The organism is Micromonospora jinlongensis, from assembly GCF_013410645.1.
GTDB classification, from domain to species: domain Bacteria; phylum Actinomycetota; class Actinomycetes; order Mycobacteriales; family Micromonosporaceae; genus Micromonospora; species Micromonospora zamorensis.
This window is the reverse complement of the sequence record NZ_JACCHK010000001.1, coordinates 6,371,022-6,388,189: the sequence shown is the minus strand read 5'-3', so window position 1 is coordinate 6,388,189 and position 17,168 is coordinate 6,371,022. Positions and strand designations below refer to the sequence as shown.

Sequence of the window (17,168 nt, the reverse complement as noted above, 5' to 3'; positions counted from 1 at the left end):
GATCTGTCGCGCGTCGCGCCGTGTGCGCCGCGCTCCTTTTTGCTGCGGACCTCTCACTGAAACCGGTGTACCTCTGTGCTCAGAAACTGGGCCGTCGTGCCCACCTGCCTGCCACTCGTTCACCGCAGTTGCCGCTCGTGCGCGTCCGAACGCCTCCGGCCAAGCGGAAAATTCCGAGTCAATGCCAACCACAAACTCATCGACGTCTGGCTCCTCGCGCTCTGCACCGCCTGCGGGGAGACGGCAAAGCTCACCGTCCTGGAGCGGATGACCGTTCGCACCATCCCACCTGAGCTGCTGGACCGGCTGCACGACAACGACCCTGGGCTGACCGCCGAGTTGCTCCAGGATCCGGACGTGCAGCGCATAAACCGCATCGCCCTCGACTGGAGTGGCGCCTGGCACCTCGACACCGGCGGATCGGACCACCCGGACGGCGAGACGATCGACGTCTCGGTCCGCTTCGCGGCGCGGATCCCGGTCCGACCAGTACGACTGATCGCGGAAGGTTGCGGTCTTTCCCGGGGCGAGGTCGAGAGACTGATCGTCCAGGGGAAGCTCGTTTCGGCGGTCCGGTTGAGCGGCAAGCTCTCCGGCGACTTCACCTTCACCCTCAAGCACTGACCGCTTTTCCCTACGACCAGGGCCTGTCCGGCATCTTCCGCCGGGCAGGCCCTGGGCGTTCCACCCGCGCATCGCCGACGGGACTGTGCCCGCCGACCGGACTGTGCTCGCCAACGGGACTGTGCTCGCCGACCGGACTGTGCCCGTCAACCGGACTTGCCCCGTCAACCGGCCGGGCTTGCCCGCCGACCGGACTTGCCCGCCAACCGGCCGGGCTTGCCCGCCGACCAGGCTCTGCCCGATATGCCCGCCTCGGGTTGCCGGCAAGCGGTTGATCGACTCGGTTTCCTTGAAGTCGCGGTGTCAGACCGCCTGCGACACCCCGATTTCAAGGAAGCCGAGTCGATCATGGCCTGGCGGCCGGTGCCGGGTCGGTCGGGAGCGCGCGTGTCGGGTCGACGGACGGTTCGTCCGGCTCAGGTGCCTGGGTCCTGCTCGGAGCGGGCGTCGTCCGGCACCCGGGCGTCGTCGGTCTGCGCATCGTCGGTCTGCGCGTCGTCCGACGGTTTGGCGTCGTCGCCCAGCCGACGCTCGGCCTCCCGGACCTCCTCGTCGAGCCTGGGGTTCTCCTCGCCGGGACCGTGCGACATGGCGACCTCCATTCGGGCGCGACCGGGGACCTTCGACACCCGCGACCGGGGACCTCCGAGCACCCACGATCGGGGACCTCCAAGTACCCGGCCTGACGGCGGGGACACCGGTACACCGACGCCACTGCGCAGCAAACCGATCGAGAAGATTTACCGGCCTCCGCGACTCCGGCGACCACGCCCCTCAGGAAACAGGCGGCCGCCTCGATCGGGAAGGTCGCAACGTGACCGGGTGCTGCACCTGCGGCGAACGTCGCGCAGGTCATGTCGCAGAAGCGGTGAAGATGTCGTTGGCAGGCGACCGCAGCCGAGTCGGCTGGGTGCCGAGCACCGGGCCGCTGGCTACCGAGCACCGGGCCGCTGAGTGCCGAGCGCCGGGCCGCTGGGTGCCGAGCACCGGGCCGGCCGGCGAGCGCGCCGGGCTGGAGCCCAGGAGCGTTGCCGGCCCGGCCCGGAGCCGGATCAGCGCTGCTTCAGCTCGCGCCAGGAAGGGTGGGTGCCGCGCCAGGCGTCGGCGAGGATGGCCGCCGAGGCCCGGCTGGGGCACTGCTGCACCCGCTCACGACCCGACGCCCCACCGATCTGGGCGCGGACCTCCCAACCCTGCCCGTCAGTACGGATATACACGTCCCGGCGCCCGCGCGGGGTCGTGTCTCCGTTCCACCAATGCTCCTCGACCTTCATTCGCCGACCGTATAGCAATTTTTGCGTCGAGGGTACGGCGCAGGCGGGTGGATACCAGGGCGATAGCCATAATTCAGGCGTACTTCGACCGATCTGGTGACAGGGAGGAACCGCGAGGACGGATCCTCCCCGCCCTGAGTGGCGGATCAGGCAGATCTGAGATATCGCTGAGTACACCGGTCAGGGTGCTTGCCGACCCGTCCTGCCCTTGGAGACGGGGTTGGCGAGCGGCCCTCGCTTGTGATGTGAACATCACAGCGAGTAACCGAGGGCGGTGCTCACCCCTGCGCGGTGAGCAGGTAGTCGTCGGCTTCCGGGCTCCAGCGCAGGTCGACCACTCCCCCGGTGGCCGCGGCCTTGCAGAACTGGAGGAAGCTGCGGTAGCCGAGCTTCTTCTCGCTGAAGTCGGGGCGGGCACGGCGAAGCTGGTTCTTCAACCCGGACAGCGCCACCGGGTTGCCGCTGCTGCCCAGCTCGGCCACCACACCACGAAGCAGCCCGAACGCCACCTCCCGGTCGCCGTGCTCGGGCAGCGAAACCTCGGGGTCACCCTTCGCGGGGCCCTCCGCCAGCTCGATCACGGTCTGCTCGGCGAGGTGCCGCAGCAGCTCCCCGAAGGTGCGGAAGCCGTAGTCGGACTCACTGAACGTCGGGTCCTTACGCAGCAGGGTGCGCTTGAGCCGGGAGGCGGTGACGTCGCCGTTGGCGCTGCCCTGCAGCCCAGCAACGGTCTGGGCGACCAGCACGGCGAGTGCGTCGACGTCCCGCCCGGGCTCCTCGCCGGCGGGTCGGCGGTCCACCTCGGGCTCGGGCTCGCGCTCCCGTTCGAGCTCCTGCTCCGGCTCGGGCGGTCGCTGCTCCACCCCGGCCGGCCGGCTGGAACGGCCCCGCCTGCTGCGGGTCGGCGGGATGTCCACACCCTCCAGCCGGTCGTAGTAGAGGAACTCGTCGCAGGCCGGCGGGAGCAGTGCCGACGTGGAGCCCTCGACCCCGACACCGATGACCCGCTTGTTCAGCTCGCGGAGCTTGTGCACCAAGGGAGTGAAGTCGCTGTCGCCACTGCAGATCACGAACGTCGAGATGTAGTCGCGCTCGAAGGCCAGCTCGATCGCGTCGACGGCCATCTTGATGTCCGCGGCGTTCTTACGGGACGCGCCCATCCGTTGCGGGATCTCGATCAGCTCGACGTGCGACCGGGTGAGCATCCGGCGGTCCTCGTCGAAGTACGACCAGTCGGCGTACGCACGGCGGACCACGACGCGGCCTCGTTCGGCCAGCGCGTCGGCGATGGGGCGGAAGTCGAAGTCCGCGCCGCCACGGTTGTCGCGTGCGCCCAACGCGAGGTTTTCGTAGTCGAGGAAAAGGGCGATCCGGTCTTCTTGATCCACGAGGGTCAGCCTACGCCCGGCGTGAGCTGGGCGGGGCAGGCGACGCGCGACACCTCAACTCGACGATCGTCCATTTCTTGCGGCTTTATAGCCCGTTATTTTCATTGCTCGATAGACGTCTTGCAGTGCGATGTGTGGTGCTGCATCATGACGATCAATGTCGGGCGTCGGGGGAACGCCGGGCGGACCTCCACCACCACCCACCCAGGAGGGTCACCGATGTTTCGCAGCCTCATGCCGGCGCGGGGACGCCCCGGCCAGCCCGGCGGCACCGCTGTCGCGCTCGCGGCCGGCCTCGCCGTACTGGTCGCCGGGCCCACAGTGGCCACCGCCAGTCCATCCGCGTCCGCCGGCGCCCAGCCGGTCGTCACCCGGGCTGCCCTCGACCCGGCGTTGGTCGCCGGGCGCGGCGCGGACGTCGACTTCATCGAGCAGGAGGCGGAGAACGCCCGTACCACCGGCGAGGTCATCGGCCCCGACCGGACCGCCTACACGCTGCCCGCGGAGGCCTCCGGCCGCCGGGCGGTCCGGCTCACCCCCGGGGAGTACGTGGAGTTCGTCCTGCCCAGCGCGGCCAACGGGATCACCGTGCGGTACAGCATCCCGGACGCGCCGCAGGGCGGCGGGATCACCGCGCCGTTGCGGGTCGCGGTCAACGGCAAGCACGTGCGCACCATGACGCTCACGTCGCAGTACTCGTGGCTCTACAACCAGTACCCGTTCACCAACGACCCCCAGGCCGGGCTGCTGCACCCGGACTGGTGGATCACCGAGTGCCAGTGCGTGCCGTCGGCCACCACGCCGGCCCCGAGCATCAGCAGGCCGTTCCGACCCGGCCAGTTCTACGACGAGCAGCGGCTCCTACTCGGGCGCACCTACCGGGCCGGCGACAAGATCCGGCTCACCGCGCCGCCCGGCAGCGCCGCCGCCTGGACCGTCATCGACCTGCTCGACTCCGAACTGGTCGCACCGCCGCACGTCCGGCTGCTCGCGGCGAACGTGCTGGCCTTCGGAGCCGACCCCACCGGTCGGCGGGACTCCGCCGACGCACTGGACCGGGCCATCGCCTTCGCCAGGCGCACCCACCTCAAGGTCTACATCCCGCCGGGCACCTACCAGGTAAACCGGCACATCATCGTCGACGACGTGACCATCGAGGGCGCCGGCAACTGGCACACCATCATCAAGGGCCGCGAGGTCGCCCTGCCGACGCCCGCACCGGACGGCTCGGTGCACACCGGCGTCGGGTTCTACGGCCGCGACGCCGCCGACGGCGGCAGCCGCAACGTCCACCTCTCCGGCTTCGCGATCGAGGGAGACGTCCGGGAGCGCATCGACACCGACCAGGTCAACGCGATCGGCGGCGCGATGAGCGACTCGACCATCGACGGGCTCTACCTGCACCACACCAAGGTGGGCGTGTGGTTCGACGGGCCGATGCGCAACGTCCGGGTCACCAACAACATCATCGTCGACCAGATCGCCGACGCGCTCAACTTCCACACTGGTGTCACCGACTCCGTCGTGGCCCACAACTTCGTCCGCAACACCGGCGACGACGGTTTGGCGATGTGGTCGGAGAAGACGGCGAACGCGCGCAACACGTTCGACCACAACACCGTGCAGTCACCGACGCTGGCCAACGGCATCGCCATCTACGGCGGCACGGACACCACCGTCTCGCACAACCTCGTCGCCGACCCGGTCCGCGAGGGCAGCGCCATCCACGCCGGTTCCCGCTTCGGCGCGGAGCCGTTCACCGGGCACCTGAGGTTCACCAACAACACCACCGCCCGCGCCGGCACGTACGAGCTGAACTGGAACATCGGGCTGGGCGCGATCTGGATCTTCGCCCTGGACCGGAGCATCGACGCGGACGTCCAGGTGACCGGTGACGCGTACCTCGACAGCACGTACAACGCGATCATGCTGGTCAGCGACTGGCCGGTGAAGGACCTCTACTCGATCACCAACGTGCGGTTCCGGGACGTCCGGGTCGACGGCACCGGCACCTCGGTGGTCAGCGCCCGTGCGGCGGGATCCGCCTCGTTCGCCAACGTGGACGCCCGCAACGTGGGCGCTGTCGGCGTCAACAACTGCGGTTCGTTCCACTTCACCCCGGCCGGTTCGGAGTTCACACTGACCGACCTCGGCGGCAACGACGGAGGTTGGCTCGCCCCGTGGCTGCTGCCCAACACCATCACCTGCGACGACCGGCCACCCGTGTCGCCGCCACCGCCTCCGGCGCAGTGGTGAACGCGGTGGGCGGTCCGACTCGTCGGGCCGCCCACCGCACGCTCATCGCGTCCTGGCGTACGCCAGCGGCACGCTCGTCGGCTGCCCGTTCCAGCTGCCGAGCAGGGTGGGGCCGGTGGCGTCGCCGGCACCCGGCCGACGGACGACGATCAGTTCGGCGGAGTCGGTGACGATGGTGGTGGTGTCCTCGTCGACCACCTGACGCACCGCGCCGACCGGCGTCACGTCGGCATCCCCGGCGCCGCTGACGGCGATCGTCACGGTCGGCTCGCGCACCTCACGCCGACCGTCCGCCTCGAAGTACTGCTCCGCCTGGCCACCGCCGGCGAGGATCGCGTGGGCGAGCGCGGCGACGTAGACCGGGTCCGCGCAGCCGTCGTACACCCAGCGCGTGCCGAGCACCGAGTGCTCGGTGGTGCCGACCAGCCAGTCGTCCGCACCGTCGAGCGGCGCGGCGCGGTAGGTGAGCGGGACCTGGTGGACCGGCCCGTCAGCGGTGCCGACCAGCATCGTCTCGATGCCGACCTCGTCGGCCGGGTCGTCGAAGCGGTACGCGCCCCGACTCACCACATCGGCGCCGGTCAGGCCGCCGGAAACACCGGCCAGCTCGCCGGAGACGTCGGTCGGCCCGGCGAACCAGGGTTGGCTGGGCAGCCAGGCCGCCAGCAGGTCGAGCTTCGTGGGGCGCAGCGTGGCCCGGTGCAGCAGTGCCATGAGCGCAGCCTAGGTCAGAGGCCGGCGCAGGGGTTGCCGTCCACCGTGCAGGTCTCCGGTTCCCGGGCCTTCGGCCGGTTGTCGCGTACGTCGAAGCGGAACGTCTGCGACCCACCGGCGGGCACGGCCGCCCCGGTGAAGGTGACCGACCGCCCGTTCTGTCGCCAGTCCGCGCCGTCGACGTCGTCCACGGTGCTGCCGTCGGCGAGGCTGACCACCACCACCCAGCCGTCCACCGCGGTGGCGGCCGGGTTGCCGAGCACCACCTCGCCCGTGTAGCCGAACAGCCGGCTGGAGTCGGTGTCGTAGCTGGCCGTCAGCGGCGGTGGGGGCGGCGGCGCCGACGTGAGGGTCGGCGAGGGCTTCGCCGACGGGCTCCGGCTCGCGCGGGCGGTCGGCGACCCGGCCGTTCGCGAGGGGCGTACCGAGGTCGTCGGCCGAGGCGTGGCGGCGACCTCGACGGGTGTCGCGGACGGCGACGGCGACGGGGCCGAGGGCGGCGCGGCGCGCTGCTCCGATCCGGCCGGAAGCGCCACCCACGCCGCCACCCCTCCGACGGCCACCACCCCGACCAGTGCGGCGGCCACCTGCCGGCCACGGCGACGGGCACGGGCGGGCCCACTGGACGCGCCGACCAGCGGCAGTTCCGCCGTCATCCCGCCGTCGCCGCGGCGCAGATCGACCTGCTGGAAGGCGAGCCAGTCGAGGATCGCCGGCAGCCGTACGGTCAGCGCCTGCCGGAGTTGCTGCTCGCGTGGTTCGTGCTGCTCGGCGGACCACGCGCCGTGCGTGGTGACCTCCCGCATCTCCAGCCGACAGCCCTGTTTGGTGGCCGTGACCGCGCAGGTCAGCTCGCTGAGCCGGCCGGCCTCGTCACAGGCCAGCACGAGGAGTTCCGGCTCCCGCCGCTCGGTCACCTCGACTTCGACGTTGGCCTCGAAGCCGGGCAACCCGGCTGTGTGCAGCAGCAGCCGGTCCGGTACGCCCTCCACCGTCTCGGCGTCGGCGAACCACCGGCCGAGCAGCTGCCGATCGGTCAGTGCGAGCCAGACCCGGTCGGGTGGGTGGGACAGGTCGACCTGCGCACCGATCTCGATCACGGCGAGACTCTAACGGGTCTGTGGCCGTCCCGCCCCGGCCCGCCAGGGCCGGTTGCCGGCGTCCTGGTCATCCCCAGCGGGTCGAGCGCTCGAGCACTGCGGCGAGCGCCGCCCGCACCCCGGCGCTCACCTCGGTGACCACCTCGGCCGCCGGCAGGTCCCGGGCCAGCGGGTGCGCCTGCCCGGCCCACAGGTTGGCGACCGACGCGTCCCCGTCGCGGCGGGCGGCGGCGAGCAGCGGACGTGTCAGGTGCAGCACCTGGGGGTAGCCGGTCGGCGCCGCCGCGTCGTGTTGGCGCAGGAAGTCGTTGGCCAGGCCGCGGGCCCGCTTGCCGGTGAACGACCGGGTCAACGCCGTCGGCGCGGCACCGGCCACCGCCGCCCGGTGCATCGGCGAGCTGCCCGCCTCCGGGCAGCGCAGGAACGCCGTGCCGAGTTGCGCGGCGGCGGCACCGGCAGCCAGCACGGCGGCCACCGCGGGGCCGTCGACGATGCCGCCCGCCGCCACCAGCGGCAGGTCGCAACAAGCGGCAACCAGCCGGAGCAACGGCAGCAGCGCGTAGTCGTCGTCGTCCGGCAGGCCGCCACGATGCCCACCGGCCTCGGTGCCCTGCACCACCACCGCGTCCACCCCCAGGTCCGCGGCGGCCGTCGCGGCGTCCGGGCGGGTGACCGTGGCCCACACCTCGGTGCCCCGCTCGCGCAGGGCGGCCACCGCCGCCCGATCGGGCAGCCCGAACACGAAGGACACGACCGGCACCGGGTCCGCGAGCAGCGCGGCCAGCTTCTCCGGGTACGCGTCGTCGCCGCCCACCGGTGCGCCCAGGCTCACCCCGCGCTCGGCGGCCAGCGGGGCGAGCCGTTGCGCGTACGCCTGGATGGCGGCCTCGTCGACGCCGCCGGGGTCGGGCAGGAAGAGGTTGACGCCGAACGGCCGGTCGGTGCGCGCACGGACCTCGGCGATGTCGGCGACCAGCCGGCCGGTGTCGATCATCCCGGCGGCCAGGAACCCCAGCCCGCCGGCCGCGGAGACGGCTGCGGCGAGCGCCGGCGTGGACGGGCCGCCCGCCATCGGGGCGGCGACGATCGGGTGGCGCAACGTGGACAGCACGGACATGGACCCATCCTGCCGCACCGGCCCGTTCGCCTACGGGCGTGCCGTGTGCCTCCACCACAGCACACCGGCCAGTGCCAGCAAGCCCAGCAGTGTCCCGCCGCCGGCCGCCAGCAGCCAGGGCCGGCCGCCCAGGCCGATGGTGTCCTCGGCGATCGGACGGACAGCGGTGGGCGACACCGGGCCGGCGGACCCCGTCGGGTGACCGGCGGTGACCGGCCCGTCGGTGGCCGGGTAGCGCAGGATCGTCGGGCGGGTCCCCGGCGGCTGGTCGGCGGATTCGGAGACGGTGAGCAACGACCCGCCGTCGCGACTGTAGGTGATCGACTCGCCCTGGGGTTCGTCCGGCAACGGGGTGATCCGCGGGGTGCCGGAGGTCAACGCCTTGACCACGTCGCCGTCGGGCACGTCGTACTCGAAGGCGTCGGCGTAGCTGCGCAGCACCACCCGTCGCCCGTCCGGCGCGTTCGCCGCGCCGGTGACCACACCCCGCCCGATGAACGAGAACGGGTTGCTGGTGTCGGTCATCGGCAGGGACACCTGGCCGGCCGGGGCCAGCGGTGTCGTCGCGCCCGGCCGCAGCGCGATGCTCGGCGCGTACAGGAAGACCGTGCCGCTGCCGCCCTTGGTCACGATCAGGGGCTGGCCGTCCGAGTCGAGCAGCAACGCCTCGGCGTCGTGCGGGCGGTCCGGGTACGCCATCCGGTGCAGCACCGGCTTGTCCTTCCCAGGCGCGAGCCGCCACACCGCGACAGTGGTGCGGGAGCGGTCGTTGTCGCCGATGTCGGCGACCCAGACGGTGCCGTCCCGGCCGATGGCCAGGTCCTCGGTGTCGCGGGGCTGGGACGGGTAGGACACCGTCCGGACCACAGCGCAGCGCTGGTCGAGGAAGAAGATCCGGCGGCGGGCCTCGTCGTCGGCGCCGTCGTTGACCACCACGTACCCGTCGTCGGTGGCGACCATCCCGGAGATCTCCTTGAGCCGGTCGTCGCGGATCTGGCACACCGGCGCACCGGCCCCCGCCGCGCCCGCCGCCCCTGGCGTGAGCAGCACGGCAGGTGTCACCACGCCGGTGAGCAGGGCCGCCAGCACCGCCCCGATACGGGCACGTCGCCCCCACCTCAACCGCCCGCGTACCCGCATCGCCCACCCTCCTCGTCGCGGCCGTGACCCGGCCACCCGCCCATCCTGGCCGATCCCGGCCACCGGCGGCGGTCATCGGGGGTACGCGCCCGCACCGCTGGTGGATGTAGTGTCGCGCGGCCGCGGCCGCGCGCCGTCACGGGCCGCCCAGGGCCGGTCCCACCGGGTACGGCGTGGGACCGGCCGGGCGTCCGCTACCGGGTGGACCAGCGCTGCGCGCCGGTGCCGTTGCACGTCAAGAGCTGCGTGGTCGTGCCGTTGGCCGTCCCGGCGGAGGTCACGCTCACGCACTTGCCGGCGGAGGTGAGCACGATCGTCCCGTCCGTGCGGAAGGTGAAGCGCTGCGCGGCGGTGCCGTTGCACGTCCAGATCTGCACCCGGGTGCCGTCGGCGCTGGCTCCGCCGTTCACGTCCAGGCACCGGTCGCCGTAGACCCGCAGTTCCCCGGCGGCGGTACGGGTCCAGCGCTGGTTGGTGTTGCCGTGGCAGTCCCAGATGATGGTGGGGGCACCAGCGGTGGTGCTGGCGCCGGAGACGTCCAGGCAACGCCCGGAGGCGGGATTCACCAGGCCGACCGGGGTGCCCACCGGCGGCCCGCCCGCCGGGACCAGACTGTCGGGCACCGAGCGCAGCGCGTCGTACCAGCGGGCGGCCATCTTGTCGTACCCGCCGGCGTTGGGGTGGACGCCGTCCGCGAGGTCCGCGGTGGCGAGCGCGGCGTGCATGTCGACCAGGTGCACCTTGCTGCCCTTCTGCGCCACGATGCCGGGGATCGCCGCGTTGTACGCCTGTACCCGGGCCTCCCGGTTCGGGTCGGACTCCGGCGTGATGGTGGCGACGAAGATGTCCGCACCCGGGGCCGTCGACCTGATCTTGTCGATGAGACCGGAGAGGCGGGCCGGCGCGTTGGCCACGTCGTAGTTCTGGTTCACGTCGTTCGTGCCGATGTGCAGCAGCACGGTACGCGGGTCGGTGGCCCGCAACCAGGTGACGATGTTCGCGTCGAGCTGGTCGATGCGCCAGCCCGAGTGACCCTCGTGGTCGTGGTCGCCGAGGCTGGCCGGCCCGTTGAAACCCGAGCCGACGAAGTCGACCGTGTAACCGCCACCGGCCAGGCGCTGCCACAGGTTGATCCGGTACCCGCCTGGCACGTTGTACCCGTCGGTGATCGAGTCACCGAGTGGCATCACGCGTACGCCGCCGTTCGACTCGGCCTGGGCGGGTGCGACCTGGGCCAGTGCCAGCACGGCACCGAGGACGAGCCCGAAGCCGCCGGCAACGGCCCGTCGTGCGTTCCATCGCATGGGTGTTCCTCTCCTCGCGGGTGGTCGGGGATTGATGCTTGACGATCGACTGGGTGCCCGGGACCGGGAACGGCACGGGCGCGAGCCGAACGCCGCACTGGCTGCGCCGAACGGTCCCGGAGACCGGTCCCGGCTGGCTGACGAGGCGTCCGCACCCAGGCGTGCCAGCGGCAGCGGCGGGTAGGCAGCAGCCCGGCGGCATGTCGACACCCGCCGGTCAGGAGGCTCCGATGAGCACGTACCGGGATGATCAGGGCGACACGTTTCCGCCCCCGGAGGCGGATGCCCAAGAGCAGCGGCAGAACGCCGTCGACTACGGGCCGCCGGACCGGGTGTCGGGTGACGTCGACCCGGAAGCGTCCGAGGCGGATCTGGCCGAGCAGGGCGCCCTCCCGGCGGGGTCGCTCGAGGAGGCGACGTCGCTGCCGGCCGACGCCAACCCGGCCGACGCCCTCGAACAACGCCAGGAAATCCCCACCCGCGACGAGGGCCGTCGCACCTGACCACGCACGCCGCCGGCCCGGCCATTCACGCCGGGCCAGGGTCGCCAACGCGTGTGATGCCTGTGAGTCATGCATATGACCCACAGGCATCACGCTCGTGCGGACGTCGCCGCCCGGACGCTCGGCTCAGCCGGCCACGCCCGACCAGCCGGCCTCAACCGGCGACGACCTGCCAGAGCAGGAAGGCGTTGAGCGCGACCACCAGTACGGCCACCAGGGACGCTGCGGCGGTGGTGAGCGGGTGGTTGACCAGGTTGCCCATCAGGTCGCGTCGGCGGGTGAAGGCGACCACGGGGATCAGCGCGAACGGGATGCCGAAGCTGAGGATGACCTGGGACAGCACGAGCGCCCGGGTGGGGTCGAGGCCGATGGCGAGCACGGCCAGAGCGGGCAGCAGGGTGACGAGCCGGCGGAGCAGCAGTGGGACCCGCCGCCGCAGGAAGCCCTGCATGATCACCTCCCCGGCGTAGGTGCCGACGCTCGTCGAGGCGAGCCCGGACACCAGCAGGGCGACGGCGAACCCGAACGCCGCGGCGGTGCCGATGGTCTGGCCGAGCCCGGCGTGCACTCCCTCCAGGCTGTCCGCGCCACCCGGGCCGCCGCCACGGAAGCTCGCGGCGGCGATCAGCAGCATGGCGAGGTTGACGGCGCCGGCCGCGCTCAGGGCGAGCAGCACGTCGGTGCGTTGGCCACGGAACAGGATCCGGCGCTCGGAGTCGTCGGCGGCGGGGATGCGGTCGCGGGTCAGCGCGGAGTGCACGTAGATGACGTGCGGCATGACGGTGGCACCGAGGATGCCGGCGGCCAGCAGCACGCTGTCGGTGCCCTGGAGCCGAGGCACCAGGCCGGCCATCGCGGAGCCGGGGTCGGAGCCGGAGGCGAGCAGGTTCGCGGCGAAGGCCAGGACGATCACACCGAGCAGTACGGCGATGGTGATCTCGAAGGCGCGGTACCCGCGTGAGCGCAGCGCGAGCACGGCGAACGCGGCCGTGCCGATGATGAGCCCGCCGGGCAGTAGTGGGATGCCGAAGAGCAGGTACAGGGCGACCGCGCCGCCGATCACCTCGGCCAGGTCGGTGGCCATGGCGACCAACTCGGCCTGCACCCACATCACCCGGTTCACCGGCCGGGGCAGCCGCTCCCGGCACAGCTCGGGCAGGCTGCGCCCGGTGGCCAGACCCAGCTTCGCGGTGAGTGTCTGCACCAGCATCGCCATCAGGTTGGCCACGACCACGACCCAGACCAACAGGTAGCCGTATCGGGCGCCAGCGGCGGAGTTGGTGGCGAAGTTGCCCGGGTCGACGTACGCCACGGCGGCGACGAACGCGGGGCCGAGCAGGATCAGCCGCCCGCGTACCCGCCCACGTGCGCGGGCCACCTGTAGTGGAGTCGCCCTCGACGTCGTCAGTTCGTTGGTGACCATCGCACACCTCCCCGTCCACACGGATTGCTGCCGCTCCTTTCCCGTCGGGCTGACCCGTCGGTGCCAACCTCTGGCCTGCCGGTGCCACCGCCGTCGGCACGCGGGGACGCTCTCTGTGACGCGCCGTGCCGGAGCGGACACGCCGCGTCAGCCTTGACAGCGCCCCGACCGCCGATGAAGCTGTCTGCTAGTCCTACTGTCGTAGGACAACAGGAAGGATCATCGCGAGTGATCGAGTTCGTGCTGGACAGCCGGTCGAAGGTGAACACCTACATGCAGCTCGTGCAGCAGGTGAAACAGGCTCTGCGGGTCGGCCTGCTGACGCCGGGCGACCAGTTGCCGAAGGTTCGGGACGTCGCGCAATCCCTGGCGATCAACCCGAACACGGTGCTGAAGGCGTACCGGGAATTGGAGATCGAGGGCCTGGTCGGCGGCCGACCCGGGGTGGGCACGTTCGTCCAGCGCACCCTGGCCGGCGCCTCCCTGCCCAACCAGGCCGAGCTACGCGACGACCTGGTCGCCTGGCTGGACCGGGCGCAGGCCGCCGGCCTCACGGCCGAGGACGTCATCGCCCTGGTGGAGACCACCCTGCGCGCCACCCTCGCCGACGACGCCCCGAGCAAGGAGCACGCATGAGCGGAACGAGAGGACAGAGAATGGACATGGTCTTGGAGGCCGACCGGCTGGGCAAGCGGTACGGCAGCACCTGGGCGTTGCGGGACTGCTCGCTGCACCTGCCGGCCGGTCGGATCGCCGCGTTGGTCGGCCCGAACGGCGCGGGCAAGAGCACACTGCTGCACCTGGCCGTCGGCCTGCTCAGGCCCGACGCGGGCGCGGTCCGGGTCTTCGGCAGATCCCCGTACGGCGACACGGAGGGCCTGGCCGACATCGGGTTCGTCGCCCAGGACACCCCGCTGTACCGGGACTTCACCGCAGCCGAACTGGTCATCGCCGGCGGCAAGCTGAACAAGCGGTGGGACGCCGCGTTGGCCCGCCAGCGGCTGGCGCAGCTCGGCATTCCACCGGATCGACCGGTCGGCAAGCTCTCCGGCGGCCAACGGGCACAGGTGGCGCTCGCCCTCGCGCTGGCCAAGCAGCCCCGGCTGCTGCTGCTCGACGAGCCGGTGGCCAGCCTCGACCCCCTGGCCCGGCGGGAGTTCCTCCAGTCGTTGATGGGCAGCGTGGCGGACTCCGGCACCACCGTCCTGCTCTCGTCGCACCTGCTGGCCGACCTGGAACGGGTCTGCGACTACCTGATCGTGCTCAACTCGGCCCAGGTGCAGCTCACCGGCACGGTCGACGACCTGGTCGCCGGGCACCGGCACCTGGTCGGCCCTCGGCACGACGGCGGCGTCATCGGGGGCGTCGCCGCCGTGGTCCGGGCCAGCCACACCGACCGGCAGTCCACGCTGCTGGTCCGCACCGACGGCCCGGTCACCGATCCGGCCTGGACGGTCCGCGAGGTCAGCCTGGAGGACGTCGTGCTGGCCTACCTGGCCGACGGCACCACGCAGACCAGTCACAGCGAGTGGGGAGTGGCAGCATGATCTGGCTGACCTGGCGGCAACACCGCAAGCAGGCGCTCTACACCCTGCTGGCGCTCGCGGCGCTCGCCGCTCTGCTGGTGCCGATCGGCCTGGCGATGCGGCACACCTTCGCCGACCTCGGGCTGACGGACTGCGCACGTCAGCTCGCGGACACCAACGTGGCGGCGGCGACCCGGGAGGCCTGCGACGCAGGCTTCCGACGCTTCGGCAACCAGTACGGCAGCCTCAACCTGGTGGCCGTGCTGTTGATCACCCTGCCGGCGCTGGTCGGCCTGTTCTGGGGCGCGCCGCTGGTCGCCCGCGAGGTGGAGCACGGCACGCACCGGTTCGTCTGGACCCAGGGCGTCGGCCGGACCCGCTGGGCTCTGGTGAAGTTCGGGCTGGTGAGCGCGGCCGTCCTGATCCTCGCGGCGGTCTACGGGCTGGGCATGTCGTGGTGGGTCGACCCGCTCACCCAGGCCGCGTACGAGGGCCGGTTCGGCATGATCGTCTTCGACCTGCAGGGCATCGTCCCGATCGGGTACACGCTGTTCGCCGTGGCGCTGGGCGTCTTCGCCGGCACCGTCTGGAAGCGGATGCTGCCCGCCATGGGCATCACCCTCGCCGGGTTCATCGGCGTACGGGCAGCGGTGGAGCTTCTGGCCCGACGGCACTACCAGCCGGCCCGCACCCAGACCTTCCCGATCGAGGGAGAGGGGCCACCGGAGATCAGCCGGGGAGACTGGATCCTCGCCCAGGGCGTCCGGAACCCCGACGGCACGATGATCGCGGAGGGCGGCCGGATCCAGTGCCCGCCGGGCGGTAGGGGGCCGGAGGGTCGGGTCTGCGGGGCGGAACTGGGACTTGAGCCGGGCGCGTACAACTGGCAGTTGTACCAGCCGGCGGACCGGTTCTGGCTGTTCCAGGGCATCGAGACGGGCATCTTCGTCGCCCTCGCCCTGCTCCTGCTCTATCTCGCGGTACGCCGGATCCGCCGGATCGCGTAGCTGGCGACGGGTGCTCGTCGGGGAGCGGGGGCCTCGGCGAGCACTCGTCGGCGCAGTCGGATTCCAGCCCGTCGCCAACGCGACTCAACGTGCCGTTGCACTCACCCACAGTGCTCCGATGTGGACTCCGGGCCCGGGTCGGTCGGGCCGCAGAGATGGGAGCGCACGCGTGAAGTCCAGAATCCTCCGTCGGGTCGCCGCGTCAGCCGTGGCGCTCGCCTGCGCAACGGTGGGCGCGGTGACGTTGCCGGCCGCCCCGGCGACGGCCAGCCCCATCCGCAACGCGACAGCCTGGTCGGTGCTGCTGTGCAAGTTCAGCGACAAGCCGGCGGAGCCACAACCACCGTCGCACTTCGCCAACTTCCTCACTGCGGCCGGGGTCGGCACCGGTGGGGTGGCGGACTACCTCGCCGACCAGTCCGGCGGGCGGGTGTCACTGGCCGGCTCGGTGGTGCGGGGCTGGTACACGATGCCGTACACGTTGGCGCAGTTCCAGTCGATCGACCGGTGGACCCGGATCCAGCGCTGCGTGGACACGGCGGCGAGCGCGGGCTACGCGGTGCCTGCCGGCAACCGGATCGCGGTCATGCTCAACGACTGGGTGGATTCCGGCGCGGCCGGCGGCCGGGTGCTGCTCGACCCGGGCGCCTGGAATGTCGGCTTCGCCGCGCACGAGATGCTGCACGGCTACAACCTGGACCACTCGTTCTCCAACGACACGACCTACCAGAACGCGCCGTGGTCCCAACCGGGCGAGTACGACGACCCGTGGGACGAGATGAGCGCCATGAACATCTACGCGTTCACCACCGCGAACTACGGCACGAGCGCCGTCGGGCTGAACGGGCCGCACCGCGACGAGCTGGGCTGGCTGCCGAAGAACCGGATTTTCACCATGGCCGCCGACGGCGTCGGCTCACGCACGCTCACCCTGGCCCCGCTGGAGGTGCCCGCCGCGAGCGGCCCGCAGCTGATCCGCATCCCGTTCGACCCGGCCGACCTGTTCCACTACTACACCATCGAGTTCCGCCGGAAGACCGGCTGGAGCGCCGCCATCCCCGCCGACACGGTGCTGCTGCACGAGGTCCGCAACGGCACTCCCACCCTGCTGCGCACCGGGCCCGGGGGCGGGCCGGCCCAGTCGCTCAACGCCAACGGAGTGCAGATCGGCGTGAACCGGCTCTCCGGCAACGCCGCTTCGGTCACCGTGACCACCGACGTGGTCAACCGCTGCCTCCAGGGGTACGTCTGGCGTGAGGCCCGCGCCGGCGACCTCGTCTGTGTCACCGGCGCGACCCGCAGCCAGGTGTGGGCGGACAACGCCGCCGCGGCGAGCCGCTGGGTGAACGGCCCGTACGGCCCGCACACCTGCGTCGCCGGCTACGTGTGGCGCGAGGCGTACGCCGGGGACGACGTCTGCGTCACCGGGACGCAGCGCAGCCAGGCCGCCGCGGACAACGCCGCCGCTGTGTCCCGGCGCAACCCGGCGCGCCTGGTGTCCGGCCCGAACACCTGCGTCAGCGGGTACGTCTGGCGCGACGCCGACCAGTCCGACTACGTCTGCGTCAGCGGCACGACCCGCTCCCAGGTGCTGGCGGACAACGCGGTCGCCACGAGCCGCTGGGTCAGCGGACCGTACGGCCCGCACACCTGCGTAGCCGGCTACGTGTGGCGCGAGGCGTTCATCGGCGACGACGTCTGCGTCACCGGGACGCAGCGCAGCCAGGCCGCTGCCGACAACGCCGCCGGCCCCGGCCGGGTGCTACGGCCGGCAGGCTGACGGGCCGCGCCC

At 71.9% G+C, this 17,168-nt stretch carries 16 protein-coding genes; 7 read left to right on the top strand and 9 right to left on the bottom strand.

Features of this window, described 5'->3' with window-relative positions; translation table 11 throughout:
• The first annotated feature begins 75 nt into the window (after positions 1–75).
• Positions 76–624 (top strand): DUF1062 domain-containing protein, encoded by a 549-nt coding sequence (locus HNR22_RS28790; RefSeq protein WP_179783006.1) that lies wholly within the window; start codon positions 76–78, stop codon positions 622–624.
• Positions 625–1,040: 416 nt separating this feature from the next.
• Here HNR22_RS28790 and HNR22_RS28785 read toward each other — a convergent pair whose 3' ends face one another.
• The 3 genes from HNR22_RS28785 to HNR22_RS28775 form a co-directional block, all read right to left on the bottom strand.
• Positions 1,041–1,214, bottom strand: a complete 174-nt coding sequence (locus HNR22_RS28785) for a hypothetical protein (RefSeq protein ID WP_179783005.1) — start codon at positions 1,212–1,214, stop codon at positions 1,041–1,043.
• A 462-nt stretch (positions 1,215–1,676) separates the two neighbouring features.
• A complete protein-coding gene (locus tag HNR22_RS28780; protein WP_030335934.1) occupies positions 1,677–1,898 on the bottom strand; it encodes a hypothetical protein in 222 nt (73 codons plus the stop codon).
• Positions 1,899–2,176: 278 nt separating this feature from the next.
• Entirely contained in the window at positions 2,177–3,286 is a 1,110-nt protein-coding gene (locus HNR22_RS28775) for an NYN domain-containing protein (protein WP_179783004.1), read from the bottom strand.
• A gap of 219 nt (positions 3,287–3,505) precedes the next feature.
• On the opposite strand from HNR22_RS28775, the gene HNR22_RS28770 reads away from it, so the two are divergent.
• Positions 3,506–5,542, top strand: coding sequence for a glycosyl hydrolase family 28-related protein (locus HNR22_RS28770; RefSeq protein WP_179783003.1), 2,037 nt, complete (start codon positions 3,506–3,508; stop codon positions 5,540–5,542).
• Between the two features lie 42 nt (positions 5,543–5,584).
• Here HNR22_RS28770 and HNR22_RS28765 read toward each other — a convergent pair whose 3' ends face one another.
• From HNR22_RS28765 to HNR22_RS28745, 5 genes are all read right to left on the bottom strand, one after another.
• The gene (locus HNR22_RS28765; RefSeq protein ID WP_179783002.1) at positions 5,585–6,256 is read right to left on the bottom strand and encodes a CG0192-related protein; all 672 of its coding nucleotides are present in this window, start codon (positions 6,254–6,256) and stop codon (positions 5,585–5,587) included.
• Positions 6,257–6,270: 14 nt separating this feature from the next.
• Positions 6,271–7,356, bottom strand: a complete 1,086-nt coding sequence (locus tag HNR22_RS28760) for a cellulose binding domain-containing protein (RefSeq protein WP_179783001.1) — start codon at positions 7,354–7,356, stop codon at positions 6,271–6,273.
• A gap of 67 nt (positions 7,357–7,423) precedes the next feature.
• Positions 7,424–8,473 carry a nitronate monooxygenase gene (locus tag HNR22_RS28755; protein WP_179783000.1) on the bottom strand — a complete coding sequence of 350 codons (1,050 nt, stop codon included), beginning with the start codon at positions 8,471–8,473 and terminating at the stop codon, positions 7,424–7,426.
• A 30-nt stretch (positions 8,474–8,503) separates the two neighbouring features.
• Entirely contained in the window at positions 8,504–9,613 is a 1,110-nt protein-coding gene (locus HNR22_RS28750; protein ID WP_246381015.1) for a YncE family protein, read from the bottom strand.
• A 194-nt stretch (positions 9,614–9,807) separates the two neighbouring features.
• Entirely contained in the window at positions 9,808–10,917 is a 1,110-nt protein-coding gene (locus tag HNR22_RS28745; protein WP_179782999.1) for a ricin-type beta-trefoil lectin domain protein, read from the bottom strand.
• A gap of 230 nt (positions 10,918–11,147) precedes the next feature.
• Here HNR22_RS28745 and HNR22_RS28740 point away from each other — a divergent pair, with 230 nt between their 5' ends.
• Positions 11,148–11,420: a hypothetical protein gene (locus HNR22_RS28740; protein ID WP_179782998.1), complete on the top strand. Its 273-nt coding sequence runs from the start codon at positions 11,148–11,150 to the stop codon at positions 11,418–11,420.
• A gap of 154 nt (positions 11,421–11,574) precedes the next feature.
• On the opposite strand, the gene HNR22_RS28735 is transcribed toward HNR22_RS28740, so the two are convergent.
• Positions 11,575–12,843, bottom strand: coding sequence for an Nramp family divalent metal transporter (locus tag HNR22_RS28735; protein WP_179782997.1), 1,269 nt, complete (start codon positions 12,841–12,843; stop codon positions 11,575–11,577).
• Between the two features lie 228 nt (positions 12,844–13,071).
• On the opposite strand from HNR22_RS28735, the gene HNR22_RS28730 reads away from it, so the two are divergent.
• The 4 genes from HNR22_RS28730 (at position 13,072) to HNR22_RS28715 (ending at position 17,156) form a co-directional block, all read left to right on the top strand.
• Positions 13,072–13,479, top strand: coding sequence for a GntR family transcriptional regulator (locus HNR22_RS28730; RefSeq protein WP_179782996.1), 408 nt, complete (start codon positions 13,072–13,074; stop codon positions 13,477–13,479).
• 20 nt (positions 13,480–13,499) lie between these two features.
• Complete coding sequence (locus HNR22_RS28725) at positions 13,500–14,390, top strand: ABC transporter ATP-binding protein (RefSeq protein WP_088947159.1); 891 nt, start codon at positions 13,500–13,502, stop codon at positions 14,388–14,390.
• Positions 14,387–15,376, top strand: a complete 990-nt coding sequence (locus tag HNR22_RS28720) for an ABC transporter permease (RefSeq protein ID WP_179782995.1) — start codon at positions 14,387–14,389, stop codon at positions 15,374–15,376. Before HNR22_RS28725 ends, HNR22_RS28720 begins: the two co-directional genes overlap by 4 nt.
• A gap of 169 nt (positions 15,377–15,545) precedes the next feature.
• Positions 15,546–17,156, top strand: coding sequence for a metallopeptidase domain-containing protein (locus HNR22_RS28715; RefSeq protein ID WP_179782994.1), 1,611 nt, complete (start codon positions 15,546–15,548; stop codon positions 17,154–17,156).
• The last annotated feature ends 12 nt before the right edge of the window (positions 17,157–17,168 follow it).

Excerpts from the sequence above, each read along its gene's own strand:
- HNR22_RS28785 (WP_179783005.1), bottom strand. The coding sequence starts at position 1,214 with ATGTCGCACGGTCCCGGCGAGGAGAACCCCAGGCTCGACGAGGAGGTC.
- HNR22_RS28780 (WP_030335934.1), bottom strand. The coding sequence starts at position 1,898 with ATGAAGGTCGAGGAGCATTGGTGGAACGGAGACACGACCCCGCGCGGG.
- HNR22_RS28770 (WP_179783003.1), top strand. The coding sequence starts at position 3,506 with ATGTTTCGCAGCCTCATGCCGGCGCGGGGACGCCCCGGCCAGCCCGGC.
- HNR22_RS28765 (WP_179783002.1), bottom strand. The coding sequence starts at position 6,256 with ATGGCACTGCTGCACCGGGCCACGCTGCGCCCCACGAAGCTCGACCTG.
- HNR22_RS28755 (WP_179783000.1), bottom strand. The coding sequence starts at position 8,473 with ATGTCCGTGCTGTCCACGTTGCGCCACCCGATCGTCGCCGCCCCGATG.
- HNR22_RS28750 (WP_246381015.1), bottom strand. The coding sequence starts at position 9,613 with ATGCGGGTACGCGGGCGGTTGAGGTGGGGGCGACGTGCCCGTATCGGG.
- HNR22_RS28745 (WP_179782999.1), bottom strand. The coding sequence starts at position 10,917 with ATGCGATGGAACGCACGACGGGCCGTTGCCGGCGGCTTCGGGCTCGTC.
- HNR22_RS28740 (WP_179782998.1), top strand. The coding sequence starts at position 11,148 with ATGAGCACGTACCGGGATGATCAGGGCGACACGTTTCCGCCCCCGGAG.
- HNR22_RS28735 (WP_179782997.1), bottom strand. The coding sequence starts at position 12,843 with ATGGTCACCAACGAACTGACGACGTCGAGGGCGACTCCACTACAGGTG.
- HNR22_RS28725 (WP_088947159.1), top strand. The coding sequence starts at position 13,500 with ATGGACATGGTCTTGGAGGCCGACCGGCTGGGCAAGCGGTACGGCAGC.
- HNR22_RS28720 (WP_179782995.1), top strand. The coding sequence starts at position 14,387 with ATGATCTGGCTGACCTGGCGGCAACACCGCAAGCAGGCGCTCTACACC.